The sequence below is a fragment of the Pontivivens insulae genome, from assembly GCF_900302495.1.
Classification (GTDB): Bacteria; Pseudomonadota; Alphaproteobacteria; order Rhodobacterales; family Rhodobacteraceae; genus Pontivivens; species Pontivivens insulae.
The window spans coordinates 216768-242545 of record NZ_OMKW01000003.1 but is presented as its reverse complement, the minus strand read 5'-3'; the positions used below and the strand labels follow the sequence as shown (position 1 = coordinate 242545).

Genomic DNA, 25778 nt, shown 5'->3' with positions numbered 1-25778 from the left:
ACAGGGGAAAGTCACTCTTCGAGATGGACGCTGATCCGGCGGTTCTGACGCCCCTTCTTTTCCACCTTACCCAACCGGATGCGGCCGATCTCTGCGGTGCGGCGCACATGGGTTCCGCCGCAGGGTTGCAGGTCGATATCGGTCCCGATGCGGACGAGCCGCACCCGGCCTGAGCCGCGGGGAGGTTTGACACTCATCGTCTTTACCAGGTCGGGATTGGCGTCCAGTTCGGCATCGGTGATCCACTCCTCTGATACCGGATGATCCGCAGCGATCAGGGCGTTGAGCGCGTCTTCCAGCGCCTGCTTGTCAGCGGGAGCTTCGGGCATGTCGAAATCGAGGCGACCCTTCTGGGCGCCGATGGACCCGCCGGACACCGGAAGGGGCACCACGACGCTGAGAAGGTGGAGAGCGGTGTGCACTCGCATGTGGCGATGGCGCGTATCCCAATCGAGGATCTGCAAGACGGTGTCGCCCACTTTGGGCAAGACTGCTCCCTCTGTGGGCACGAGGGCGATTGCGTCTGCGTCGGCCTTGATCGCGGTTTGGATTGCGGTTGTGCCCCCGTCCCACGTCAGGGTCCCGGCATCGCCGGGCTGTCCGCCACCTGTGGGGTAGAAGATTGTCCGATCCAGGACGATACCCTCGCTACTGCTGGAAACCACTGTTGCTTCGAGCTCCCGAAGGTAGGCGTCGGCGCGGAAAACGGGTTCGGTCATGAGCTTGATCCTATTGCAACATTGAGGCTTCCCACGCGCGGATGAAATTCTCGCGCCGCAGGCGGTCCAGAAAGACAAGAAGCCCCGGGCCCAGACGGATCGGGCTGGGGGCGGTTGCCGCATCCTGCCCCATCGGGAGAAGGGCAGGGAAGGGCCGATCTGGCAGATCATCACCGAGGGCGTCGGTAATCAGATGATCGACAAGCGCACCGGCTGTATCTGGATGCGCCGCATTGGCCGGGATCAACGCGCTGCGCAGCATCAGCGTCACGTAGTCCTGTGGCAGCACGATAACGGAGCTGTCACCCCCGTCCAGCCGCGCGGTCGCATAGCTGCCCAATACGTTATAGGCGATGGCAAGCTCGCCCTCTTCCACATCGTCGATCATTGCGCCCGAGCAGCAGTAGAGACGGGTGCCCAGGCTGCCGAGCGTTTCTGAAAGCCGCCAGAAGGTCTCGGAATTTCGGCTGTCCTGCGTGGCGAAAAGATAGCCCAGACCGCTCTGCCGGATGTCATATGTCCCGATCCGACCCCGAAAGCGATCCGGGTTTTCGCGCAGGATGCGGATGAGATCAGGACGGGTCCGGGGCAGGTCCAGCCCGTCGAAGGCAGCGCGGGACAGAACGATACTGGCCGGTTCGCGGGTGAAGCCGAACACCTCTTCCCGCCATGCGGCCCAATCTGGCAGCGCCTGCGTGGCGGAAGAGCGATGGGGCTGGGCATAGCCATCGTTTGATAGCTTGATCTGCAAATCCATCGCGGACGAGATGACGAGGTCGAAGGCTTCCTGTTCCTCTACAACGGCGACCATGATCTCCGCGCTGCTGACGGTGATATAGTCGACGGCGACAGAGGGATTGTCCGCCTGAAAACTGCGCAGGATTGGCGCGAACACATCCGTGTCCGCTGTTGAAAGAACCTTCAGCGTGACGTCGGCAGTTGCGCCGGTTGCGGCAAATAGCGTTCGGTCCTCAATCTCATAAGCGGAGGCCACCGGGGAAATCAGGGTAAATAGGGCAAGCAGAGCAGCACGCATGCGCCTCCTCCTTCTGGATGATTGCGCAGGATCAGTTGTCCGCCATGGGTGGAGACGACCTCCTCAACGATAGTCAGCCCGAGGCCGGAGCCGACGATCCCACCCACATTGGCGCCCCGGGCAAAGCGACCGGTGAGCGCTTGTTCCCCGTCGGGAAATCCCTTCCCCTCATCCTCGACGCTGAGGATCGCATATTGATCTTCGACATAGCTGCGCATCGTGACGCGCCCGGCTTCCGGCCCGTATTTGATGGCGTTGTCCAGAACGTTGCGCAGAGCGCTCGTCAACAGGATCGGGTCGCCGCGTGTGGGGGCAGGCATGCTGTCCTCCGCCACGATCAGGTCGATGTCGCGCATCTCGGCCAGTGGGGCGAGGCGTTCTGCGGTTTCTTCCGCTAGAGTTTGCAGGTCGATGGCTGTCTGTTCGAGCGTGTCTGAGCGGAATGTGACGACGGCATGATCGAGAAGTTGGCCCGCCGAACGGGAGCTTTCATCGATGGCACGGATCATCTCGCGCAGGGCCGCCCGGTTTTCGGGTCGCTCAACGCGTCTGAGTGCGATTTCGGCCTGCGTGCGGACGGTGGCCAGCGGTGTGCGCACGCGGTGCGCCGCCTCTGCGATGAAATCTTCGGAACGTGAGAGGGACGCCTTCAATCGCTCCATGAACCCGTTGAGCGCGCTGACGAGTGGCAGCATTTCCTGCGGGGCCGGAGCCGTGACCGGGCGCAGGTCGTCAGGGCCACGTCGTGCGATGGATCCCGTGAGACGTCGGAGCGGGCGAACCGCCGCATTGGCCGCGAGGATACCACTGACGACCGACAGAACGAAGAAGCCTACGCCGAGTGTCGCGGCAACCTGGGCGATGGTCGCACGCACCGCCTGCTGGCCGCTGCGTGTCTGGGCGACGATCACGCGGGCCTCGCGCAGTGTGCCTGCGACGGATAGCGTGCGCTCGACCGCCACAACGCGGACATCATCCCCGGCATAGCGCCCCGTGGCAGCGCCCCCGCCCTCCGGGCCTTCGAGATTTTCGTACCCGGTCAGCAGCTCACCGTCGATCAGCACAGCATAGAAGACCCTATCGTCGCTGACTGAGCCAAGCATCGACAGGGCTGAATAGGGGATATCGACCGTGATGGCCTGGCCCTCGACCCGCATCGCGTCAGATATCGACGTGGCCGACGCGATTAGCACGTTGTCCTGCGCATTCTCTGCAAGTCTGCGGGAGAGATCCTGAACGACAAAGAAGAGGAGGGCCGCCAGCACCGCCGCGCCCGCCACCAATTGCACGATCAGGCGGCGCCGGATCGAGCCGGAGGCGGGAACCGTTGCCGTGTTCATTGAAGGGTCAGGCGATAGCCGACGCCCCGCGTTGTCACGATAGCGACCCCGGACCCTTCCAGCCGCTTGCGCAGGCGCCCAATATAGACCTCGATTGCATTCTCGGAGACGTCGTCATCATAGCTGAACAACCGATCGACGAGTTTCGCCTTTGAGAAATTCCGGTCAGGTGCCGCGATCAACACTTCGAGCAGACGCAGCTCTTTGTTGCGCAGTTGGGTCGTCTTTCCCGCAATCGAAAGTGTTCCCGAGAGCGGATCGAATCCGAGGTCGGCAAGCCGGATGTGATTGCTCGCCGCCCCGCGGCGACGGCGCAGAACGGCCCGGACGCGGGCTTCCAGCTCGGAAAAATCGAACGGTTTTGTCAGATAGTCATCCGCACCGAGATCCAACAAATTGACCCGGTCAGATACTTCTGAGCGGGCGGTCAATACGATCACGGGCGTCTCGGTTTGGCGGGCGCGGTGATCCTTCAAAAAGGTTCGCCCATCACCGTCTGGTAACATAATATCGAGCAAAATCAATTCGTAATCAGTGGAGTCCGAAAAGGCGGCGGCGGTGTCGAGATCTGCGGCATGGTCGATAACATGGCCATCCAGTTCCAGGCGCGCGACGATGGCGTCCGCCAGTCCTTGATTGTCCTCAACCAGCAAGAAGCGCACTGAAAATTCACTCCGAATGAAAGATTATTCCGATGACAGGTTCCTGTCAGGAACGCGGGCCATAGTCGGAAGTGAGCAGCGAAAGACTGCTTTGTCAAATGGGAGGATTAACCAATGACATTCGATATGACGCGCCGCGCGGCACTGGCCGCAGTGGCTGCAACTGGCATGATGTTTTCTGCACCGGCAATGGCGGATGGCCATCAGGTTGTGGACTCAATCCACTTCCTGATCCCAGGCGGCGCAGGCGGTGGCTGGGACGGCACGGCACGCGGTACGGGCGAGGCGCTGACCGGTGCGGGCCTCGTCGGTTCGGCTTCCTACGAGAACATGTCCGGCGGTGGCGGCGGTGTCGCAATCGGTTACATGATCGAGAACGCGGACAGCCAGCATGGTACGCTGATGGTCAACTCCACGCCCATCGTGATCCGCTCGCTGACCGGCGTATTCCCCTACAACTTCTCGGATCTGACGCTCGTCGCGGGCACCATTGGTGACTATGCCGCCATCGTGGTGGGCGCAGACAGCGAGATCGACGACATGGGTGAGCTGGTCTCGGCCTTTGAGGCGGACCCCAGCGGTGTTGCCATCGGCGGCGGCTCTGTTCCGGGCGGTATGGACCACCTCGTTGCGGCCATGACGATGAAGGCCGCCGGTCAGGATCCACTGAACGTCAACTACATCCCTTACGATGCAGGTGGCGATGCGATGGCGGCCCTGCTGTCGGGTGAGATTGCAGCCTTGTCCACCGGATTCTCCGAGGCGGTTGGCCTTGCTGAAGCGGGCGAAGTGAAGATCATCGGTGTGACAGCGCCTGAGCGTGTGGATGCCTATCCGTCGGCCATGACCATGATGGAGCAGGGCATCGAGACCGAGTTCGTCAACTGGCGCGGGTTCTTCGGTGCACCGGGTCTGCCCGCCGAGCAGTTGGAGGCTTATCAGTCTGCGCTGACGGCGATGTATGACACGCCCGAGTGGGAAGAAGTGCGTGCGCGCAACGGTTGGGTGAACATCCACAATTCCGGCGACGACTTCGAGGCCTTCCTGCAGAACCAGGAGCAGGTGATCGGTGATCTGATGCGTGAGCTCGGCTTCCTCTGATCCCAGGATCGGGCGCGCGGCGCGGATTGCCGCGCGTCCACCCCCCCCCAAACAGTTTCTCCGGAGGGTCCGTTATGGCACTCGACCGCTGGATCGCGCTGATCTTCCTCGCGATCTGTCTGGCATATGGATATGCCGCGTTCTTCACGATTGATGCGGGTCTTCCGCCCTTCATGCAGCGCAATCCGGTGCTGCCCTCCACGTTCCCAAAAGCGTTGGCCGTGCTGGGGGTTCTGACCTCGCTCGTCATTCTGCTGGGCCTCGAAAAGAACGAGGTCGTCATCAAGGAAGGCGACATCGACTATCGAAATCTGGGCCAATACAAGATCGGGCAGGCGGCGATCCTGCTGGGGCTGATGGTCGCTTACGCGCTGTTGCTGCGGCCCGCCGGGTTCTTGCTTTCAACCGTTGGATTTCTGGCCATCGGCTCTTTCCTGCTTGGGGAGAAGCGGTGGGTCGCCGTGATGGTTACGGCCGTGATCGCCGCTGGATCCATTTGGTATCTCGTTCAGGAAGTGCTGGGCATCTTCCTGCGTCCTCTTCCATTTTTCCTGGGGTGATCTGACATGCTTGAAGGTTTGATGATCGGCATAACGACTGCGCTGTCGTTCCAGAACATCCTTATGGTGATCGGTGGCTGTCTGATCGGCACATTCATTGGAATGCTGCCGGGGCTGGGACCGATGAGCATTATTGCCATCATGATCCCTGTCGCGATTGGCATCGGCGATCCGTCAGCCGCGCTGATCCTGCTGGCGGGTGTTTACTATGGTGCAATCTTCGGCGGCTCCACCTCGTCCATCCTGATCAACGCACCCGGCGTCGCCTCGACAGTTGCGACCAGTTTTGACGGCTACCCGCTCGCACGACAAGGCAAGGCCGGTAAGGCGCTGACGGTTGCTGCGATCTCCTCTTTCACCGGCGGGTCGATCGGTGCGGTGCTGTTGCTGATCTTTGCCCCGGCATTGGCGCAGGTGGCGCTGCTGTTCCATTCGGCGGAGTATTTCGCGCTGATGGTTGTGGGCTTGTCGGCCATTGCAGCATTCGCGGGGTCTGGCAACGTGGCCAAGGCGTTGATGATGACGATCCTGGGCCTGATCATGGCAACGGTGGGCGAGGGGGCACTGTTCAACTTGCCGCGTTTCACGATGGGCATTATGGACCTGCAATCGGGCTTTAGCTTCATTACCTTGGCTATGGCGATGTTCGCACTGCCTGAAGCAATTTACCTCGTGATGGACCCCAATCGTTCCAAGACTGAGAACGGTGGCGAGATCAAGGAACTGCGCATCACGCGGGAGGAGGCGAAGGCCATCGCCCCCGTCGTGGGTCGCCAGTCGATCCAGGGCTTCCTGATCGGCGTGCTGCCGGGGGCAGGGGCCACAATCGCGTCGTTTCTGGGCTATGCCGTGGAGCGTAATATCGCCTCTAAGGAAGATCAGGAACAGTTTGGCAAAGGCTCTGTAAAAGGGCTGGCGGCGCCTGAGGCTGCAAACAATGCCGCCTGTACTGGTTCCTTCGTGCCGCTGCTGACGTTAGGCATCCCGGGGTCGGGCACCACGGCGATCCTGCTCGGCGCGCTGATCGCGCTCAACGTCTCGCCGGGTCCGCGCCTGATGATCGACCAACCGTCGATCTTCTGGGCGGTGATCATGTCGATGTTTATCGGCAACCTGATCCTGCTGATCCTGAACCTGCCGCTGATCCCGTATATCGCAAAGATTCTGGCGGTCCCGCGCACCTTCCTGATCCCCTTCATCCTCTTCTTCACGTTGATGGGGGCCTATATCGGGCAGAACAACGCGACGGAGTTGCTGTTGCTGGTCGGCCTTGGTGTGGCGGCGACGATCCTGCGTTTTGCGGATTACCCACTGGCGCCGCTGCTGATCGGGTTTATCCTGGGCGCGATGCTGGAGGATAATTTCGGGCGGGCGATGCAACTCTATGGCGGGATCGACTTCATCCTTGCGCGGCCGATGACGATGGGTCTGCTGGTGCTCGCCGCGATCCTGGTCATTCTGCCAAGCTATCGTGCGCGCCGAACACGGGCCAAGCGTGAAGGCGTCGCTGATGGCGATTGAGGGACCGCTGAAAGGAGTGCGCGTTCTCGATCTGACGAACGTGCTCTCCGGTCCTTACTGTTGCTACCAATTGGGACTGATGGGCGCTGAGATCATCAAGGTTGAGCGTCCCGGAACCGGGGACTTGGCCCGCAATCTCGGCGCGGACCCTGCGCGCAACGCGGCTGGGATGGGTATCAGTTTCCTCGCGCAGAACGCGGGTAAGTCCTCCGTCACGCTCGACCTCAAGCAAGAGGCCGGGCGCGATATCTTTTTAAGCCTGCTTTCGACGGCAGATGTGGTCGTGGAGAATTTCCGTCCCGGTGTGATGGAGCGGTTGGACCTTGGTTACGACGTATTGAAGGCGAGCCGGCCAGAAATCATTCAGTGTGCGATCTCGGGCTTTGGACAGACCGGACCGCTGCGTGGCGATCCGGCCTATGATCAGATCGTGCAGGGGCTTTCCGGCGTGATGAGCGTAACCGGTGACGCGGACAGTGCGCCTTTGCGTGTCGGATATCCCGTGGCCGACACGGTTGCGGGCATGGTGGGCGCCTTCGCGATCGCCGCAGCACTGAACGCCCGACCGCGTGGTGCGTTTATCGACGTCTCGATGATGGAAGCGATGTTGTCGACCATGGGGTGGGTCGTCTCCAACCATTTGATTGGCGGAACGGACCCGCAGGCCAATGGCAACGAAAACCCAACCTCGGCCCCGTCAGGGACGTTTCAGGCGCAGGATGGTCCGCTGAACATTTCAGCGAACCGGGATGAGCAGTGGCAAGCACTGGCCCGGCATCTGGGCCGTACCGATTTGCTGGAGAACCCGGACTATGCGACGCGCGAGGATCGCAAGCGCAACCGGATCGCATTACGGGCCGAGTTGGAGAAGACACTTCGTCAGCGCCCTGCGGCAGATTGGGTCCGATCCCTGAATGATCTCGGCGTTCCATCCGGTGCGGTATGGACTGTACCCCAGGCGCTGGAAAGCGCGCAGATCGTGGAAAGGGGGCTGATCGCGGAGCGGGATGGTGTGCCCTTGACCGCCTCGCCAATCATCATGAACGGCGCGCGCCCGCAGCCCGACAGGGCGCCACCCTCGTTGGGTGCCCATAACGAGACGGTCTTCTCAGAACTGGGGCTTACGGCCGAGCAGATTGAGGGACTTCGCAAATCCGGTGTGATCTGAAGTGCATCAACCCGACTGCGCCGGGGAATGGGGCGATTGTTACCGCCTGACGCGCTCAGTCACGGAACGAACGGCTGACCTTGATCTGATCCCAGGCCCAGACGACCTCTTGCAACTTGTCCTCATCGTCGCGCTTGCCGCCGTTCATGTCGGGGTGCAGGTCTTTGACAAGTGATTTGTAAACCTTGCGCAATTCGGTCTTGGTCAAAGTGTCCTCGGCGCCGAGGATGTCGAGTGCGCGCCGCTCTGTCGGCGGCAGCTTCCGTTTCGTGGGGCGGCTGGATTGAGCGGCTGGGTTAAGTGTCGCATTCTCCCCAAGCACCTGATGCGGATCGTCAAAGCCGAAGCGAGCCCATGCACGGCCTTCGGAATGTGAGGTTGTCGTGGCCTTTTCGACACCGGACTTGAAGCCCCATGTCGGACGATCGCCCACACGATCCTTCTCGATCTGCTCGTTAAATTCTTCCTCGGTGTGATTTTCGAAGAAGTTCCACTTTTGGTTATATTCACGAATGTGCTGCTTGCAGAACCAATAGAACTCCTCAAGCCGGTCAGCGGCTTTGGGCGCGCGGTAGAGACCCGGCTCCTTGCATCCTTCGTGTTCGCAGGTCTTCGTCGAACTGTTGACGGCGCCGGATTGCCCGCGCTGGCGCGCACGCCGCTTTTTGTCGGCGGACACGGAGATATCAAACTCGAAGGGATTTTTGCGGGTCATTCATTGGGCCTTTAAGCGAGCAGGGTTACGACTCGGAGGGCAACATCTTAAACCTAACGGGCGCGGGGTGCAGCCCCGCCCAGTCAGGAAAGGCGTGAAAAATGCGTGTGGCGGATCGTATCACCGAGGTTTTACAGGCGGAGTTTTCCCCGCATGAACTTGAAGTCATTGATGAATCGCACCTTCATGCCGGGCATGCGGGCGCGCCGGATGGGGGGCAAAGCCACTTTCAGGTGCGCATGCGTGCCGAAAGTCTGGCCGGGCTGAGTCGTGTCGCGCAGCAGCGCAAGATCTATGCCGCATTGAAACAGGAGATGGCGGGGCCCATTCATGCGCTTGCGCTGGATGTCGGAGCCTGAAAATGGGGAGCCATCCGGAATTTACAACCGACAGCTTCGCCTTTCTGGAGGAACTTGCCGCAAATAATGAGCGTGAATGGTACAAGGCCAATCGGGAGCGGCATCGCGAGGCGCTGGAAGACCCATTTGCCAGGTTGTTGGGCCAGGCGACCGAGATTTTGACGGCGGAGGGGATCGAGCTTTACGGCGGCAAGCGCACGATGTTCCGCATCCAGCGCGACACGCGGTTCTCCAAAGACAAGACCCCCTACAAGACTACGACCTCTGGCATGTTGACGCCTAGTGGCGACAAAAAGGAGATGGGCGGGATCGTGTATGCCCAGATAGATGCGGAGGGCGGGTTTCTGGGGGCAGGATACTACAATCTGTCGCCCAAAGCGCTCGGTCCCATCCGCAGACGTATGATCGCAGAGCCGGAAGGTCTGCAGCAAATGCTCGATCATCTTCGTCGCCACGGGCGCGAACTTTCCATGGACATGGCGCTGCGCACGATGCCACGTGGCTTTGAAGCGCATAAGGACAGCGAGGTCGCACCGTATGTTCGCCTTAAGAGCCTGCTGACGTCCGAAAAGCCGGGGCGTGAGGCGTGGCTCGACGGGTCCATCGTCGAGCGGTTGGTGAGCATGGCGCGGGAGGTGCAGCCGCTCTTGGCTTATGGCCGTGTCAGCGGCTGAGGTCGGCGATCAGGGCGGACATGAACCGTTCGCCCTTTTCCAATTGCTCGATTGAGATGAACTCATCGGGTTGGTGTGCCTGATCAATCGAGCCCGGACCGCAAATGACGGTCGAATAACCGCCAGCTTGGAATTGGCCCCCCTCGGTTCCGTAGGGAACTTTGACACTGGCATTCTGTCCGCTGATCCGGCGCACAAGCGCATCGGCGGCACCGTCTTTTTCAGGCTGCAGGCCCTCCACGATGGCCCGCTCCTCGATCGTGATTGCGGCCTCTGGGCGGATCGTGCGAATTTCCGTTTCGACCTCTTTGCAATAGGCGGTGAACCGCTCCTTCCAGCCGTGCAAATCCTCGGTCGGGATCGCCCTGATATCGACGGTGAAATTGCAATCAAGCGCGGTGATATTGTGTGCCGTGCCGCCTGCAATGATGCCGGAGTGCAAGGTCGTGAATGGCGGCGCGAAGGCGAGATCTTCGTCCCTGACATTCGCTGCATTCTTTACGTTACGCTCATGCAGCCACGTGATCAGCCGGGCTGCGGTCATGACCGCGGACACGCCGGTTGGAAGCAGGCTGGAATGGACCTCGAACCCTCGAACCGAAACCGTGAGGCCGCACACGCCCTTATGACCATCGGCGATCTGCATCATTGACGGTTCACCCACGATACAGGTGGCCGCCCGTGGACCGGATGCGTTCATCGCTTCAATCATTGGGGGCGCGCCAAGACAACCGACTTCCTCATCATAGCTGAGGGCGAGATGAATTGGGCGGGACAGCGGGGCCGCGATCATGTCGGGAACGGCAGCAAGCGCGAGGGCGAGAAAACCCTTCATGTCGCAGGCGCCACGTCCGTAGAGGCGTCCGTCCTTCTCGGTCAGCGCAAACGGATCTGTCGACCATGGCTGACCCTCGACGGGCACCACATCCGTGTGCCCAGACAAAATCACACCGCCATCGACTGACGGGCCGATATGCGCAAACAGGCTAGCCTTTTCACCGGTCGCATCGGGAACCCGGTGCGCGGCGATGCCGAAACCTTCAAGATAATTTTCAACAAATTGAACAAGATCCAAGTTGCTGTTGTGGGAGACGGTCTGGAAGCTGACAAGCTTTGCCAGCATTTCCTTTGCGGTATAGCGTTCGGCCATCGTCCACCCCTCATTTTGCACGATAAACAATCATGAAGCGGCGTGCCGCGCAATCGGTTGACGCTGCGACACTTCCGTATGGTCACCTTAGGGTTGTGTCGATTGAGGGGGTTGCGTGGTCCAGAAATCTCGCGTCTAGTTTGAATCACACAGCCGTGAACCAGTCAGCCGAGAGAGCCGGCGGTCAGGGCGACAGGGAAGATATATGCGCGATACACCGCAACCGTTGCTTGATGTAACGGCGCTGAAAACTGTTTTTCACACCCGCTCGGGTGACGTTCACGCCGTGAACGAAGTGTCCTTCGACATCGCCCCAGGAGAACTGGTCGGTGTGGTCGGGGAGAGCGGCTCTGGCAAATCCGTAACGATGATGAGCCTGATGGGCCTGCTGCCGAAATCGGCGGAAATCTCGGGTGGCGAGGTGCTTTTTCAGGGGCGCAACGTGCGTGGCATGGACCGCAACGATCTGCTTGCTTTTCGCGGTCGCGATGTTGGTGTGGTCTTTCAGGACCCAATGACCTCTCTGAACCCTGTGTTCAATGTGGGCTACCAGATTACCGACCGATTGCGGAAGTATATGGGCTTGAGCCGGGCAGATGCGCGCAAGCGTGCGGCCGAGTTGCTGGCGCTTGTCGGCATCCCGGACCCGGAACAGCGTTTGCGAGATTATCCGCACCAATTCTCGGGCGGAATGCGTCAACGGGTGATGATTGCCATTGCATTGGCGTGCGATCCGAAACTGTTGATCGCGGATGAGCCGACAACGGCGCTTGATGTGACCATTCAGGCGCAGATCCTCGAACTTGTGCGCGAATTGCGTCAGAAGCTGGACATGGGCATCATCTGGATCACCCATGATTTGGGGGTCGTGGCTGGCATCGCGGACCGGGTGCTGGTCATGTATGGCGGTCAGATTGTTGAGCAGGGCCCAGTGGCCGAGCTTTTCGCCAATCCACAGCATCCCTACACACGGGCGCTGCTGGAAACCTTGCCCAGCGTTACGGAAGAGCGGTCGGAGCGGTTGCGTACCATCGAAGGTCAGCCGCCAAGTCTGAATGCCGCTCCATCGAGCTGCAGTTTTGCGCCACGCTGCCGCCACGCCTTTGATCGCTGCCTGCGGGAAAACCCCACCCGCATCGATGTTGGCCCTCGTCATGATGCGGCGTGTTGGTGGGATCCGGCGACGGGAGGTCCGCGCAATGTCTGACACGCTTGTCGAGGTGCGCGACCTGCGCATGTATTTTCCGATCTACAAGGGCGTGCTGCGCCGCAAGGTCGGAGAAGTGAAGGCGGTCGATGATCTGAACTTCGACATCAAAGCGGGTGAAACGCTGGGCCTTGTCGGGGAAAGTGGCTGCGGAAAGTCCACGACAGGCCGCGCGATCCTGCGGCTCTATGATCCGACATCCGGATCGGTCTCAATTGACGGGACCGATGTTGTGCAGCTGGAGGGCAACGACCTTCGGGCGCAACGTCCACAGATGCAGATGATCTTTCAGGATCCGCAAGCCTGTTTGAACCCGCGTATGAAAGTCGCCGATATCATCGCAGAACCACTGCGAGAGCATTCGGACATGTCAGCCGAGCAACGGCGCGAGCGGGTCAACGAGCTGATGGATGCGGTCGGTCTGGCCCGCCGCTTTGCCAACCGGTATCCGCACGAGTTTTCGGGTGGTCAGCGGCAGCGGATCGGGATCGCGCGGGCGCTGGCACTGAACCCGAAATTCATTGTCTGTGATGAGCCGATTGCGGCCCTCGATGTGTCGATCCAAGCGCAGGTCGTGAACCTGTTGGAGGATCTGCAAAAAGAGCTGGGTCTGACATACCTGTTCATCTCTCATGACCTGAGCATGGTGCGCCACCTCGCGACCCGTGTGGCGGTGATGTATCTGGGCAAGATCGTGGAGTTGGCGCCGCGTGCGGACCTCTACAACCGTCCGAAGCATCCCTATACGCAGGCGCTGTTGAGTGCAGTGCCGACGCCTGATCCGACTGTGGAGGCGACGCGCAAACACATCATCCTGCAAGGGGATGTCCCGTCCCCGGCAAAACCGCCCAAGGGTTGCAATTTTTGCACGCGATGCCCGGCTGTGATGCCGATCTGCAAAGAGGTTGAACCGACTTTCAAGGAACATGGTGCGGGGCATTTCGCGGCCTGCCACCTGCTTGAACAAGACCAATCAGAGGCAGGTGAACTGTCCCAAAAACAGGCGGAAACCGCCGAGACACCATCCCAACAAGGAGAAACAACATGACCCGTATCGGATTGCTGATGGGGGCTACAGCCCTTGTCGCAGCAGGGGCTGCCTATGCTGACGGCCATTCAGAGCGTGGCTCTGACGGCCAGCTCAACATTATCTACTGGCAGGCACCTTCGCTGCTGAACCCCTACCTGTCTGGTGGCACGAAAGAGCTTGAGGCCGCGAGCCTCGTTCTGGAGCCGCTCGCACGTTATGACGAGACCGGCACCATGGTGCCTTGGCTCGTTGACGAAATTCCCACCGTCGCAAATGGTGGCGTGTCCGAAGATCTGACGCAGATCACCTGGACGATCTCCGAGGGTATTATGTGGTCTGACGGCACGCCGCTGACCGCTGCTGATGCCGTGTTCACGTGGCAGTATTGCACCGATCCGGCCGGCGGCTGTGCGCAGCTGTCCAACTATAACGGCGTCTCCAATGTCGAGGCCGTGGACGATAGCACGATCCGCATCACCTTCGATGAGCCAAAGCCTTTCCCCTATGGCCCGTTTGTCGGCGCGCAAAGCCCGATCCTGCAGCAGGCACAGTTTGCGGATTGCACGGGTGAGGCCGCACCGACCTGTACGGAAGAGAACTTTGCCCCCATCGGCACCGGCCCATTTATCGTCACCGATTTCAAGGCGAATGACGTTGCCACCTTCGAGGCAAATGAAAACTACCGCGTGGCGTCCCAGCCCGCCTTCGCGACCGTGAACTTCAAAGGCGGCGGTGACGCGGCCTCTGCCGCACGTTCCGTTCTGGAAACCGGCGAATTCGACTATGCGTGGAACTTGCAGGTTGAGCCTGAAATCCTGACGCAGATGGAAGCTGCTGGTCAGGGTGAAGTCGTCTCCGCGTTCGGTACCTCGGTTGAGCGTCTGATGGTCAACTTCACAAACCCGAGTGCTGATCTGGGTGACGAGCGTGGTACAGTTGCCCATCCGCACCCGTTCCTGACGGACACGGCTGTGACGCGTGCGCTGTCACTCGCCATCGAGCGGAACATCCTTGTGGAAGCGGGCTACGGTGCTGCGGGTCGTCCGACCTGTAACGTTCTGCCCGCGCCAGAGGTCTATGCCTCAACCAACAACGATTGGTGCCTGGAGTATAACCCGGACGAAGCCAACCGCCTGCTCGATGAAGCTGGCTGGGAAATGGGTGATGATGGTGTCCGCGTTAAGGATGGTGTGCGCCTGAGCGTGCTCTACCAGACCTCCACAAACTCTGTTCGTCAGGGCACGCAGGCGCTGATCAAACAGATGTGGGAAGCGATCGGTGTTGAGACCGAGCTGCGCAACATCGACGGTTCCGTCTTCTTCGGCGGCGATCAGTCCAGCCCGGACACGTTCCAGAAGTTCTTTGCGGACATCGAGATGTACACAAACAACTTCGATGGCACCGATCCAGAGGCGTATATGGGCAACTGGGCCTGTTCCGAGATCCCGTCCCCGGACAATCTGTGGCTGGGCAACAACATGCCGCGCTTCTGCTCTGAAGAGTATGACGCGATGGTTGTTGAAATGTCCCAGACCGCGGCGCTGGAAGATCGTGCAGCTTTGGCCATCGCGATGAACGACATGCTGATGGACGCAGGTGCGATCATCCCGCTGATCCACCGTGGTGGTGTTTCCGCCCGTGCAGCTTCCCTCGAAGGGGTGAAGATGAACGAATGGGACTCCGAGCTGTGGAACATTGCTGAGTGGTCCCGCGCGGAGTGATGTGAGGGCCACGCCCCGGCCTTGAGCCGGGGCCGCCTTGCGCATCGCGATCCCGGATCACAGTCCGGAGCGTGTCCAAAAAACCGGAGCGGCGGGCGCGCCGCTCCATCCCTTCCAGCTCATGCCCAGAGGCGCCTTATATGTTTGCGTTTACCATCCGGCGATTGCTCATTTCGATCCCGACGCTTCTGGCCATCAGCTTTATCGTCTTCGCGATCCTTGACCTCGCGCCGAGTGATCCGACCGGCAATCTGCCGCTGACCATTCCGCCGGAAGTGCGCCAGCAGATCCGCGACAGTCTCGGCCTCGATGAGCCGTTCCCTGTGCGCTACGCGCTTTGGCTCAAACAATTCTTCATCAACGAGCCGCTCAACCTGATTGAAGGGTGGACGGGCTGGCAATTCGGTGACGGTGATCGCCTGCGCGTAACCAGCTGGGCGACACGCTCCCCGGTGGTGGATCTGATCATCGAGCGTCTGCCTCAGACGCTGTGGGTTGTGGGGATGAGCCAGGTTGTCGCCGTCATCATCGCGGTGCCGATCGGCGTGATCTCCGCCTACAAGCAATATTCGTGGTTCGACCAGATCGGCACCTTTGTCAGCATGGTCGGCTTTTCGATCCCCACCTTCTTTACGGGTCTTGTGTTCATCGTCTTTTTCTCGGTCCAACTTCAGTGGTTTCCGTCGATCTATGACACAAACCACGAGGTGACCGATTGGGATAGCTTCGTCTTCCAGATCAAGCAGATGATCATGCCGACAATGGTTCTGGCGCTCGCAACGGCCGCGCAACTCAGCCGGTATATGCGGGCCTCCATGCTCGACAATCTGCAACAGGACTATGTGCGGACCGCGCGCTCAAAGGGTCTGACAGAGCGGGTCGTGGTCACGATCCATGTCTTGCGCAACTCGATGATCCCGGTCGTCACAGTGATCGCACTCAACATCCCCACGATCTTTGGCGGCGCGATCATCACGGAGCAGATCTTCCGCGTGAATGGGATCGGGCAATTGCTGATCATCGGCATTCAGGGCGCGGATATCCCGCTCGTCCAAACCCTCACCTTTATCTTTGCGGTGCTGATCGTGCTGTTCAACCTGATTGCCGACGTCCTTTACGGCATCCTTGATCCGAGGATTCGCTATGAGTGATCAGACCCGCATCGTTGCTGAAGCCGTCGTCGAAGAGGACGCGCCCCGCTCCCTGGGCCGGGATGTTTGGGATCAGTTTACACGCCACAAGGGTGCGATGGCGGGAACGGCCGTGTTCCTGTTCATCGTGCTCGCCGTTATCTTTGGTCCGCTGATCCATACGATTGACCCGACCTATTCCGATTTCCGTGCGCGAAATCAGGGGATGAGTTGGGCGCATCCCATGGGCACCGACAATCTAGGCAAGGACATGTTGGCGCAAGTCCTGCAAGGCGGGCGCACGTCGCTGTTGGTTGGCGTGGTGGCGATGGCGATCGCAATGTTCTTTGGCACGCTGGTGGGTGTGCTGGCAGGGTATTTCCGCCGGCTCGACGGGCCGTTGATGCGTCTGACGGACCTGTTCCTCGCCCTGCCGATCCTGCCGCTTCTGCTTGTCATTATCATGCTGTTTCGCGACACCCTGCGCTCCACCTTCGGGCCAGAGACGGGGATTTTCCTGCTGATCGTCTTCATCATCGGCATCACGAGCTGGATGCAGACCGCGCGAATCGTCCGGGGTGATGTGCTGGCGCTGAAAGAGCGGGAATTCGTTCTGGCGGCAAAATCCATCGGAACACCGGCATATCGGATCATTCTCCGCCATATTATGCCCAATATTCTGTCTCCTATAATGGTGTCAGCCACGCTGGGGATTGCGACGGCGATCATTACGGAGAGTGCGCTCAGTTTTCTGGGGCTTGGCTTCCCTTCGGACTTTCCGACATGGGGTCGCTTGCTCTATGACGGCGCTAACTTCATGACGATCACGCCAAGTCGCGTGTTCTGGCCGGGGCTGGTGCTGTCTTTGACAGTGTTGAGTGTGAACTATATCGGGGACGGACTGCGCGATGCGCTCGATCCGCATATCAGAGGCCGCTAAGGGCGCATTGATGGCGCTGGGGCTCGCGTTTGCGGCCCCTGTGATGGCATTTGCTGATCACCCTGAAGAGCAGACCAGTGAGATCATTGGTATTTCCGTTGTGAATGCCGAACTGCACCCACGACCTGATGGTGCCTGGGAACTCTATTGCCATATCTACAATGTGGGTGATGTTCCCATCACGCTTTTCGGTGTCGACGGCCCGGATGGGGAGGATGGCTTCATCTTCGCACGGGCGGGCGATTTTGAGACAGAGATCTTTGAGATGCCCATTCAGCCGGGCAATGCGCTCGACCTCGTCCATGATGGATTGTTCTTGCGGTTTGATGAACTGGAATTGCGGCCCGAGGGGGAAACGATCGTCTGGCTGTTCTTCGATGATTACGAGATGGAAATCCGTGTGCTTGTGCCGGATGGCACCTCGGCCGACTGACCCCTTTCACTTCCGTCAAATATCCCCGCCGGAGGCCGTTCGTAGGCTTGCAAGCGGCACCCCTCGCGCATTCAGCACGACAAGTGTCGCGACCAGTGCAACGCCCATCACATTGATGATGAGTGCGTCTGGCCAAAGGCAGGCCAGTCCCGCTATCGCGACAAACACGCGTAGGATCAGGCCTATCGGCCGCTCCATGCATCCTTGCAGCGCCCCGGCGAGCGCGTAGGTGCCGACAACGCCAAAGGCAAAAACGGTCAGCGCATCCCCCCAATTTCCACTCAGGAAGTCGGTATAGGCAAACAGAACCGGTACGATGTAGAGGCCCTTGGCGAGCTTCCAACTGGCCACGCCCGTCGCCATTGGCGGTGATTTCGCAATTGTCGCTGCGGTAAAGGCTGCCAGTGCCACGGGGGGTGTGACATTGGAATCCTGGCTCAGCCAGAAAATGATCATGTGGGCGGATAGAAGGGCTGCGAGAGCGGCTTCAGGCGGTACGACCATGTCGCGCAGGGGGGCAGCGACCTCCAGCGGCAGTCCGCCGACTAGCGCGCGTGCATCGGTGACCGCCATCGGCTCTGCCAGAAGGGGGACCGCCTCGGGTGCTGAGAGCATGAAGAGCGCTTGCGCCCCCATTGGCAATGTGCCGCTCGCGACCGCATCCACCACGACCCGGTCTGCAATCATGCCCGCCAGTGCGGGGGCAGAGAGGGTCGCCAGAACGATATAGGCCGCCGTCACCGGGAGTCCCATGCCCAGAACGAGGCTTGCAATCGCAATCAGGAAGATGGCGAGCAGCAGGTTCCCATTCGCCCAGTTCGCAATCATCAGGCTGAAGGTGTTACCGATACCGGCGGTGGTTATGACGTTGACGACGAGACCCACGGCACAGAGCAGAACGGCCGTCATGACCATGTTGCGCGCGCCCATCACCAGCGCCTCAAAGATCGCGCGGGGCCCCATTGGATTCTGGGTCAACCAACTCGACACGATAACCGCACCAATCCCGATGACGGCTGCATAGGTTGGTGTGAAGCCTGAAACGAGGAGGAAGATCAGCACAGCGATTGGGATGATGAAGGAGGCTCCGCCGCGTTTGACGGCCATCCACAATGTCGTTCCGTCGCTCTCCATCGGTTTGAGGTTTTGGCGCTTCGCCTCGATCCGCACGAAGAACGCGACGGTCAGGAAGTACAAAAGGGCAGGCAGGGCCGCGACAGCGACGATCGTTTCGTAGGAAATTTGCGTGAAGCTCGCCATCACGAAGGCTCCTGCCCCCATGATAGGCGGCATCAACTGCCCTCCGGTGGAAGACGCTGCTTCAACCCCACCTGCGAATTTCGACGGGAAACCGGCGCGTTTCATCAGCGGAATGGTGATCACGCCCGTTGAGGCGGTGTTGGCAATCGCTGAGCCTGAGATCGTGCCAGTCAGGCCGCTTGCTATGACGGCGACCAGGCCGGGCCCACCAACAAGTTTACCCGCAATGGCGCGCGCCAGGTCGATCACGAATTCGCCCGCACCGGACCGGATCAGGAACGCTCCAAAGATTATGAAGAGAAATACATAGGTCGACGAAATGCGTGCAATTGTCCCGAACATGGCGTCGTCGCCATACATTGACCGGAAGAGCACCGTTTCCCAACTCAATCCGCGGAACGAGAACACACCGTCAATCAGGCTGCCCCACCATCCCACATAGGTTAGCGACAGGACAATCAGGACCGGGATAACCATGCCCGACACCCGGCGGGTCAACTCGATCCCGGCGAGGATTGTTGCAATCGCGGCCACGTAGTCGAGTGTGGACAGTCGGACACCGCGGTCGTAGATCGCGTTTTCCGCAAGTGCCATCCAAGTGGCGCCCGAGACTGCGATCACGCCAAGAGCGATGTCGAAAGCGAGTGCCGTGCGGCTCTTTTTCAGCCCCGCTCGCGGCAGGACGGGATAAAGGAGCGCTGCAAGAAGCGCGAAACCCGCAAAGTGAAAGACGTTTCGCTCGAATTCAGAAATGACAGGGAACAGCGCGAGGTAGAGATGCCCGACGCTCAGCACCAGACACAATCCCGTCACCATATGTGCCAGCAGCCCTTTTGGATCCCGGGTCGGGCTTTCGGTTTCGATCTCGTCAGTCATGGCCTGTCCCGAAGTCTCAACGAAGCATAACGCTTCGGACTAGAAGTGGGGCCGCATGGGTTCACGCGGCCCCATCACAGTATGGGGCACCCCGGATCAGGTCCGGCGAACATTACACCAAGCAGTCAGTTACGGACGTAGGCGATCCGGGATTTCGATGCCGACTTCCTCGTAATAGCGGATCGCGCCCGGATGCAGCGGCAGAGGCAGACCGGCAATCGCGGCCTCGATGCTCATCGCGTTGGTTGCCGGGTGGATCGCTTGCAGGAAGCCGAGGTTTTCATAGATCGCCTTCGTAATCATGTAGACGTTCTCTTCGGGAAGATCGGCTTGCGTGGCGAGGAAGTTGGGCTGTGCAATGGTCTGCACAGCTTCGTCCTGACCGGGATAGGTGCCCGCCTCGATGGTGTATGGTGTCCAGAGGTTGCGCCCGCCATCGGCGGTCGTCATCTGCTCGTCAGTCATGTTGAGCAGGGTGACACCGTCACCGGCTGCGGCAAAGAGCTGACTGATCGCGCCAACCGGGACACCGGCTGGGGTGGAAATGCCAGCCACCTGACCATTTTGCAGGGCTTCGGCAGAGGGGCCATAACCGCCTTCTACCAGCTCGAAGTCCTCGTAAATATCGAAGCCGAAGCCACCCAGGATTGCAGCATTCGATCCGATCGTACCTGAGTTGCGGCGTCCCAGTGCCACGGATTCGCCCGCGAGAGCCGCGAAATCCGCCATGTCACCCGTGTCGACCCGGTCGCTGTCGATGACGAAATGCTCTACGTTCTGCCACAGCATCGTGACCGAGCGCAGATTTTCCTGCACGCCTTCGCTTTCCAGCGGGCCGGTTCCGGTTGCTGCATAGTAGCCGTAGAGGCCCTGCATGATGCCGAACTGTGCCTCGTCTTCGCGCAGAAGACGCACGTTCTCACCCGATCCGGCCGAGGAGATGGCGCTCATCCCGATGCCTTCGCCAGGTTGCAGGCGGACCTTCACCAGTGTGGCGAGTGCGACGCCAACCGGGTAGTAGGTGCCACCGGTCGAAGCGGTTGCCAGAATGTAGTCAGCTTCTTCAGCGGCGGCAGGCATCGCGCCCAAGCCGAGTGTTGCCGCACAGGCGGCCATTACGAAAGATTTCGCATTATAACCCATAGTGGGACTCCCTGATTTGAGATCGGCGGATCTTATGGCCCGCTCTATCGAAGGCGTAGGATACGCCTAAATCAGGATATAGTAACCATTCTTGCGAAGTCCGCCGTCATGGACAACTTTTCTATCTTAGGCTTCGGCCCGCACCGCGAGAGCTTCTCGCAGTGTTATTGTTCTGCGGTGTGCTTGAGCAGGGTCCGGGTCGGGGAAGTCGGTTCGAAACTGGCCGCCGCGACTTTCGGTTCTCAGCCAGGCTGCCGCGGTTATGACCGTTGCGGCCGTTGTCATGTTCAGGAAGGCCCGCGAAGCCGGTGCGTGCTGGGCCTCTAGCCGTGCGATGGATTGTAGAGCGCGCCGCAGCCCCTCGGGCGTGCGGACGACGCCTACGTCTCGGTCCATTGTTGTTCTGAGCGCCGCAATCGCATCCATTGGCAGTTCAAACGGCGTCGGACCGTGAAGGGAGGGGGCCAGCGCCAGCCGCCCCACTTGTGAAACGGCAGGCCGCGTCAGAATATCTTGTGCGATGCGGTTCGCGTACACCACCGCCTCCAGCAATGAGTTTGAGGCCAGTCGGTTTGCGCCATGCAGACCTGTTGAGCTGACCTCTCCCGCGCACCAGAGGCCGTCTAGCGTCGTGCGCCCGTGCTGATCCGTCAGAAGTCCGCCCATGTGGTAATGCTGAGCTGGCCGGACCGGGATCGGGTTTTTGACCGGGTCAATGCCCGCTTCCCGGCAATATTCCGCGACGGTTGGAAATTCCTCGTAGATTTGGGCGCCCAGAACCTCCCGTGTGTCGAGATAGGCCTGTCCGCCCGACAGATTTTTGGCATGGATCGCACGGGCAACGATATCACGCGGTGCGAGTTCGCCATCAGGATGAGTGTCGAAAACAAAGCGGTGATTGTCGCCATCGATCAAGGCGGCACCGTGACCGCGCAGCGCCTCCGTGGCGAGCGGGCAGGGGTCTCTATCAACCGCAATGCCCGTGGGGTGGAACTGAACGAATTCCGTGTCGGCAAGCTTTGCGCCCGCGCGCGCGGCCATGCCGAGACCCTGGCCCCGGACACGCGCCGGATTTGTTGTGACAGCGTAAAGCCCGCCCACGCCACCGGTTGCGAGAACCGTTTCGGAGGCGCGGATCAACACGGGATCTGCCATCGGATCATCGGTGCGACGGGCAAATGCGCCGACGACGCGGCCGTCCGCGATTGCCAGATCGTCAACGACGATCCGCTCCAGTATCGTGATCGACGGCGTATCGCGGGCCGTGCGCACCAAAGCGTCCATAATCGCGCGCCCAGCCTGATCGCCCGAAACGCGAACCACGCGGTTGGTGGAATGGGCCGCTTCTTTGGATTGAATGAGTTTGCCTTCGCTGTCCTTGTCGAAAGGTGCACCATAGGCCAGAAGATCGAAGATCCGATCTGCGCCTTCGGCTGTCACACTCAGCGCAACGTCGGCATCTACGAGCCCCGCACCTGCTGCGACTGTGTCAGCCGCATGAGCCTCTGCCGTGTCTCCCAGCCCAACCGCCGCCGCGATCCCACCTTGTGCCCAAGCGCTCGATGCTCCGGTGCCGACCACCTCGGGAGAGAGGACCGTACAAGGCCGCGGCGCAAGCTTGAGTGCCGTGAACAGGCCCGCAAGACCTGCGCCGATGATAAGGGTGCCGGCAATGTCATGCAGGTTATCAGACATGGAAGTTGCCTTTCAGGCTGGCGGACCGGACCATTGATCAGGTGCGGCAGGAGCCCGTCTTGCCGCGGGCTCCGTGTCCCCGCGAGGGGTGTTCGGATCAGGAGTTGGTGACTTCGATCATCCGCTCCACCGCGCGGCGGGCGGGCTCCATATACTCATCCGCAACCGTGACTTCCTCTGTTCCGCTGTGCAGTGCCCACAGGATGTTTTCAAGGCTGATGCGCTTCATGTGCGGGCAGATATTGCAGGGCTGAACGAAATCGGTCTCCGGCACCTCTGCGGCTACGTTGGACGCCATCGAGCATTCGGTTACCATAACGACCTTTGGCGGCCGGTTCGTCTTAACCCATTGGATCATCCCGGCAGTAGACCCGGTAAAGTCAGCTTCGGCCACCACGGAAGGTGGGCATTCGGGGTGGGCGATGACTGCTATGCCAGGATAGCTCTCCCGATAGGCGCGCAGCTCTTCCGCCGTGAACTGTTCATGAACGATACAAGCGCCCTGCCAATAGGCCACACGCTTGGTCGATTGCGCCGCAATATTCTGCGCGAGATAGCCATCGGGGGTCATGATGACCGTATCACCCGGTTGCGCCTCTACAATAGCCAGCGCATTCGAGGAGGTGCAGCAAATGTCGGAGGCGGCTTTCACCTCGGCGGTCGTATTCACATAGCTGACGACCTGCGCGCCGGGGTATTCCGCCCGCATCTTCGCGATATCCGCTGCGGTGATCGAGGAGGCGAGCGAGCATCCTGCGCGGCTGTCCGGGATCAGCACGGTCTTTGCCGGATTGAGGATCTTCGACGTCTCGGCCATGAAGTGGACGCCACATTGAATGATTGTCTGCTGAGCGACTTTCGTCGCCTCAATGGCGAGTTGCAGGCTGTCCCCCGCCACGTCAGATACACCATGGAAAATCTCTGGCGTCATGTAATTGTGGGCCAGGATGACCGCATCTTTTTCGACCTTCACGCGATTGATTTCGCGAATGAATGGGGCAAAGCGCATCCAGTCCGGTTCTGGAATGGTGGCGCGAAGCGGCTCGTAAATCTCTGCCGTGGCTTTCATCGCCGCGTCGGATGGCTCCAGGTCATAGTGCGCTTCAAGCTCAGCACGGGCCGCGTCGGCCTGCATATTAGCATTCAGAAACATGGGCTTGGCCCCTTTTCTCTTTTGTGCTCACTCTGAGCATATAGTGCGCTTCAAAAAAGGCGCAAGGTGCGCCGTTGGCTGCAAACTGCGCTTGTGTCATCGTGATGTCAAGAAAGACTGGCAGGAGCATACCGTGCAGATACCCCCGCATATGCGCGCTTTTCTGGCGTCAGATGAACGACTGATCTGGCATGGAAGGCCGGGGCAGGGCTTTGTCTTCCGGCCTGCACTATTCATGTTCGCGGTGGTCGGTCTGATTGTCATCGTCGTGTTTGGATGGGCTGGCGGACAGATCATTGAACAGGGCGATGTGGTTGCGGGGATGGGCTTTCGCGCGTTTGCCTATCTGGTCGGTGGAGCCTTTGTTGTCGGGCCGACGGCCGTAGACATCTATGCGCGCAGCAAAACGGACTACCTTGTCACGGATAAAGGGGTCACGATCCTCGTGCGGATGGGGCCAGTGCCGTATACGCCTGTCAAATATCGCTATACTGATATGTCATTTTCGCGTCATGGCTCAACTCTGCGGCTGATCCCGCTTCAAGAGGCCGATGGTTCCTATCGGATACGGTTTGACCGGCCCAAGGAAATGATTGCGCTTCGTGACGCAGATCATGTCGAAACGCTCATCAAGTCGCAGATGGCGACTGCCGCGACGCCCGCAGACTTGTGAGGCCGCGCCCGAAAGGCTAAGCGGCCTAGAGCCGAGGAGCGCCCATGACAGACGAGACCGCCATCGCCTTCGAATTGCCGCACGTCCGCGCGGCGGCCACGTCCGGCCCTCTGCCGCTCGACCGAATTTCCGTGCGCGACTATGTGCAAGAGGTGGAGATTGGGGCCTTTCACTCTGAAAGGGGCGTGAACCAGCGCATCCGCTTCAATGTGGTGCTGGAAGTGGCGGCTCATGTCGCGGCACAGGATGACGATGTCGATAAGGTCATCAGCTACGACACCATCACCGACGCGATTGCAGCAGAGCTTTCGGCTGAACGGATCAAGCTTCTGGAAACGCTTGCTGAACGCGTTGCCGAGCGGGTGCTGGCCGATCGCCGCGCGATCCGTATTTTTGTCCGAATTGAGAAGCTGGACCGCATTCCAGGTGCTTTGGGTGTGGAGATTGTCCGCGTACGCCCGGATGCGCAAACCCCGCAGATCGGGCGCGCGCCAGCCACCACGTCGCCGGATGCTGATTTGCAGCCCCGTATCGTTGTGCTTGAAGCAGCCGCGCTGCAGGACCCGACACAGGCCATTGCGGCGGCCCGTGCACCAGGTGCGCCGACTATCCTTTGCGTTCCGCCGATAGGCGACATGCCAGATGGCCTCGATGAGATTGCACACCGGAACATCGTTCTGCTGCAGATGGAGCAGGCAGCATGGCTTCTGGCGAGCGGACAGGATGGCGTAACCGTTTTTGACAGTTTTACGGAGCTCGATTGGGCGTTGAAGCAGGGTCTGCTTTGCATTTGGGCGCCGTCGCGCCTTGTTCTCGATGCCGGCGATCCACCATCGGATCTGAGCACATCGGCATTGGCGCGTTGGTTGGCTGCGACGATTGGCGCGTCGGAGTTTTGAAGCCTTATTTCGCGCAGACCGCTGGAGTGAGCTGTGCCGCGCTCTGATCTGAAGCGTGAAGACCTGCTGGATCGTCTCGCTGCCCACGTGCTTACCTATGGACTCAATGGGTCCAGCCTGCGCGCCCTGGCTAAAGGGGCCGGGGTCAGTGACCGGATGCTGCTCTACTATTTCAAAGACAAGTCCGACATCCTGACAGCAACGCTGACGCATATCAGTGACCAACTTGTCCGTATCCTCGACGCGAGCGGGCAGGGCGATTCCGTCCTTGCTGATCAATTGGTGCAGCGTGTTGGTACGGCCATGATGACAGATCAGCTCTGGCCCTATGGGCGGCTTTGGGTGGAGTTGAGCGCCCTTGCAGCCTTGGGCGACGCGCTCTGCATCGCCGTCGGTCAGCGGATCACTGACAAGTTGTTGGAGTGGGGCACCGCGCAGTTGGATCTGCCAGAGGCGCAGCGCGTCGATGTGGCGTTGCAAGTCTTGGCCCGCGTGCAAGGCGCGCTGATGCTTAAGGCGGTGGGGCGCGATGAGGATGCCAAGCGGGCGCTTCACCCGGTTCGCTGATTGCAGCACCCCATCGACGTCCCTATACCTGTTGCAAAGTTGTGGA

The 25778-nt window shown here is 60.2% G+C and carries 25 protein-coding genes; 15 read left to right on the top strand and 10 right to left on the bottom strand.

Annotated features, from left to right (window positions below; genetic code table 11):
- Window positions 1-11 precede the first annotated feature (11 nt).
- From POI8812_RS11665 to POI8812_RS11650, 4 genes are read right to left on the bottom strand one after another with little or no spacing between them, the layout of a single operon-like run.
- Window positions 12-719, bottom strand: a complete 708-nt coding sequence (locus POI8812_RS11665) for an alanyl-tRNA editing protein (RefSeq protein ID WP_108782776.1) — start codon at window positions 717-719, stop codon at window positions 12-14.
- 10 nt (window positions 720-729) lie between these two features.
- Window positions 730-1755 carry an ABC transporter substrate-binding protein gene (locus tag POI8812_RS11660; protein ID WP_108782775.1) on the bottom strand — a complete coding sequence of 342 codons (1026 nt, stop codon included), beginning with the start codon at window positions 1753-1755 and terminating at the stop codon, window positions 730-732.
- Entirely contained in the window at window positions 1722-3095 is a 1374-nt protein-coding gene (locus tag POI8812_RS11655; protein WP_108782774.1) for a sensor histidine kinase, read from the bottom strand. Before POI8812_RS11655 ends, POI8812_RS11660 begins: the two co-directional genes overlap by 34 nt.
- Window positions 3092-3757 carry a response regulator transcription factor gene (locus POI8812_RS11650; protein ID WP_108782773.1) on the bottom strand — a complete coding sequence of 222 codons (666 nt, stop codon included), beginning with the start codon at window positions 3755-3757 and terminating at the stop codon, window positions 3092-3094. Before POI8812_RS11650 ends, POI8812_RS11655 begins: the two co-directional genes overlap by 4 nt.
- 114 nt (window positions 3758-3871) lie before the next feature.
- On the opposite strand from POI8812_RS11650, the gene POI8812_RS11645 reads away from it, so the two are divergent.
- The 4 genes from POI8812_RS11645 to POI8812_RS11630 all read left to right on the top strand — a co-directional run bounded on the left by POI8812_RS11645 (window position 3872) and on the right by POI8812_RS11630 (window position 8107).
- Complete coding sequence (locus tag POI8812_RS11645; protein ID WP_108782772.1) at window positions 3872-4858, top strand: Bug family tripartite tricarboxylate transporter substrate binding protein; 987 nt, start codon at window positions 3872-3874, stop codon at window positions 4856-4858.
- 74 nt (window positions 4859-4932) lie between these two features.
- A complete protein-coding gene (locus POI8812_RS11640; protein WP_108782771.1) occupies window positions 4933-5418 on the top strand; it encodes a tripartite tricarboxylate transporter TctB family protein in 486 nt (161 codons plus the stop codon).
- Between the two features lie 6 nt (window positions 5419-5424).
- On the top strand, window positions 5425-6939 hold the full coding sequence (locus POI8812_RS11635; RefSeq protein WP_108782770.1) for a tripartite tricarboxylate transporter permease: 1515 nt from the start codon (window positions 5425-5427) through the stop codon (window positions 6937-6939).
- The gene (locus tag POI8812_RS11630; protein WP_108782769.1) at window positions 6929-8107 is read left to right on the top strand and encodes a CaiB/BaiF CoA transferase family protein; all 1179 of its coding nucleotides are present in this window, start codon (window positions 6929-6931) and stop codon (window positions 8105-8107) included. Before POI8812_RS11635 ends, POI8812_RS11630 begins: the two co-directional genes overlap by 11 nt.
- A gap of 55 nt (window positions 8108-8162) precedes the next feature.
- On the opposite strand, the gene POI8812_RS11625 is transcribed toward POI8812_RS11630, so the two are convergent.
- Window positions 8163-8822: a J domain-containing protein gene (locus POI8812_RS11625; protein WP_108782768.1), complete on the bottom strand. Its 660-nt coding sequence runs from the start codon at window positions 8820-8822 to the stop codon at window positions 8163-8165.
- Window positions 8823-8923: 101 nt separating this feature from the next.
- Here POI8812_RS11625 and POI8812_RS11620 point away from each other — a divergent pair, with 101 nt between their 5' ends.
- Entirely contained in the window at window positions 8924-9181 is a 258-nt protein-coding gene (locus POI8812_RS11620) for a BolA family protein (protein WP_108782767.1), read from the top strand.
- Between the two features lie 2 nt (window positions 9182-9183).
- Window positions 9184-9855 carry a DUF2461 domain-containing protein gene (locus POI8812_RS11615; RefSeq protein ID WP_108782766.1) on the top strand — a complete coding sequence of 224 codons (672 nt, stop codon included), beginning with the start codon at window positions 9184-9186 and terminating at the stop codon, window positions 9853-9855.
- Here the strand turns inward: POI8812_RS11615 and argE are convergent.
- Window positions 9845-11005, bottom strand: coding sequence for an acetylornithine deacetylase (gene argE / locus POI8812_RS11610; protein ID WP_108782765.1), 1161 nt, complete (start codon window positions 11003-11005; stop codon window positions 9845-9847). The genes POI8812_RS11615 and argE overlap by 11 nt on opposite strands.
- A gap of 205 nt (window positions 11006-11210) precedes the next feature.
- On the opposite strand from argE, the gene POI8812_RS11605 reads away from it, so the two are divergent.
- The 6 genes from POI8812_RS11605 (at window position 11211) to POI8812_RS11580 (ending at window position 17466) form a co-directional block, all read left to right on the top strand.
- Window positions 11211-12212, top strand: coding sequence for an ABC transporter ATP-binding protein (locus POI8812_RS11605; protein ID WP_108782764.1), 1002 nt, complete (start codon window positions 11211-11213; stop codon window positions 12210-12212).
- Window positions 12205-13260, top strand: a complete 1056-nt coding sequence (locus POI8812_RS11600; protein ID WP_108782763.1) for an ABC transporter ATP-binding protein — start codon at window positions 12205-12207, stop codon at window positions 13258-13260. Before POI8812_RS11605 ends, POI8812_RS11600 begins: the two co-directional genes overlap by 8 nt.
- A complete protein-coding gene (locus POI8812_RS11595) occupies window positions 13257-14963 on the top strand; it encodes a peptide ABC transporter substrate-binding protein (RefSeq protein ID WP_108782762.1) in 1707 nt (568 codons plus the stop codon). Before POI8812_RS11600 ends, POI8812_RS11595 begins: the two co-directional genes overlap by 4 nt.
- Window positions 14964-15103: 140 nt before the next feature.
- Window positions 15104-16114, top strand: coding sequence for an ABC transporter permease (locus tag POI8812_RS11590; RefSeq protein ID WP_108782761.1), 1011 nt, complete (start codon window positions 15104-15106; stop codon window positions 16112-16114).
- Window positions 16107-17033, top strand: coding sequence for an ABC transporter permease (locus POI8812_RS11585; RefSeq protein ID WP_108782760.1), 927 nt, complete (start codon window positions 16107-16109; stop codon window positions 17031-17033). The genes POI8812_RS11590 and POI8812_RS11585 overlap by 8 nt, the downstream gene beginning before the upstream one ends.
- Window positions 17002-17466, top strand: a complete 465-nt coding sequence (locus POI8812_RS11580; RefSeq protein WP_146186164.1) for a hypothetical protein — start codon at window positions 17002-17004, stop codon at window positions 17464-17466. Before POI8812_RS11585 ends, POI8812_RS11580 begins: the two co-directional genes overlap by 32 nt.
- Window positions 17467-17481: 15 nt before the next feature.
- Here POI8812_RS11580 and POI8812_RS11575 read toward each other — a convergent pair whose 3' ends face one another.
- The 4 genes from POI8812_RS11575 to nadA form a co-directional block, all read right to left on the bottom strand.
- On the bottom strand, window positions 17482-19602 hold the full coding sequence (locus POI8812_RS11575; protein WP_108782758.1) for a TRAP transporter permease: 2121 nt from the start codon (window positions 19600-19602) through the stop codon (window positions 17482-17484).
- 129 nt (window positions 19603-19731) lie between these two features.
- Complete coding sequence (locus POI8812_RS11570) at window positions 19732-20745, bottom strand: TAXI family TRAP transporter solute-binding subunit (RefSeq protein ID WP_108782757.1); 1014 nt, start codon at window positions 20743-20745, stop codon at window positions 19732-19734.
- A 126-nt stretch (window positions 20746-20871) separates the two neighbouring features.
- Window positions 20872-22440 (bottom strand): L-aspartate oxidase, encoded by a 1569-nt coding sequence (locus POI8812_RS11565; protein WP_108782756.1) that lies wholly within the window; start codon window positions 22438-22440, stop codon window positions 20872-20874.
- Window positions 22441-22537: 97 nt separating this feature from the next.
- The gene (gene nadA / locus POI8812_RS11560) at window positions 22538-23593 is read right to left on the bottom strand and encodes a quinolinate synthase NadA (protein ID WP_108782755.1); all 1056 of its coding nucleotides are present in this window, start codon (window positions 23591-23593) and stop codon (window positions 22538-22540) included.
- A gap of 133 nt (window positions 23594-23726) precedes the next feature.
- Between nadA and POI8812_RS11555 the strand changes: the two genes are divergently transcribed.
- Genes POI8812_RS11555 through POI8812_RS11545 form a run of 3 tightly spaced genes read left to right on the top strand, consistent with a single transcriptional unit; the run spans window position 23727 to window position 25732 of the window.
- The gene (locus POI8812_RS11555; RefSeq protein ID WP_146186163.1) at window positions 23727-24266 is read left to right on the top strand and encodes a hypothetical protein; all 540 of its coding nucleotides are present in this window, start codon (window positions 23727-23729) and stop codon (window positions 24264-24266) included.
- 44 nt (window positions 24267-24310) lie between these two features.
- Window positions 24311-25165 (top strand): dihydroneopterin aldolase, encoded by an 855-nt coding sequence (locus POI8812_RS11550; protein WP_108782753.1) that lies wholly within the window; start codon window positions 24311-24313, stop codon window positions 25163-25165.
- A 33-nt stretch (window positions 25166-25198) separates the two neighbouring features.
- On the top strand, window positions 25199-25732 hold the full coding sequence (locus POI8812_RS11545) for a TetR/AcrR family transcriptional regulator (protein WP_108782752.1): 534 nt from the start codon (window positions 25199-25201) through the stop codon (window positions 25730-25732).
- Window positions 25733-25778: the final 46 nt, after the last annotated feature.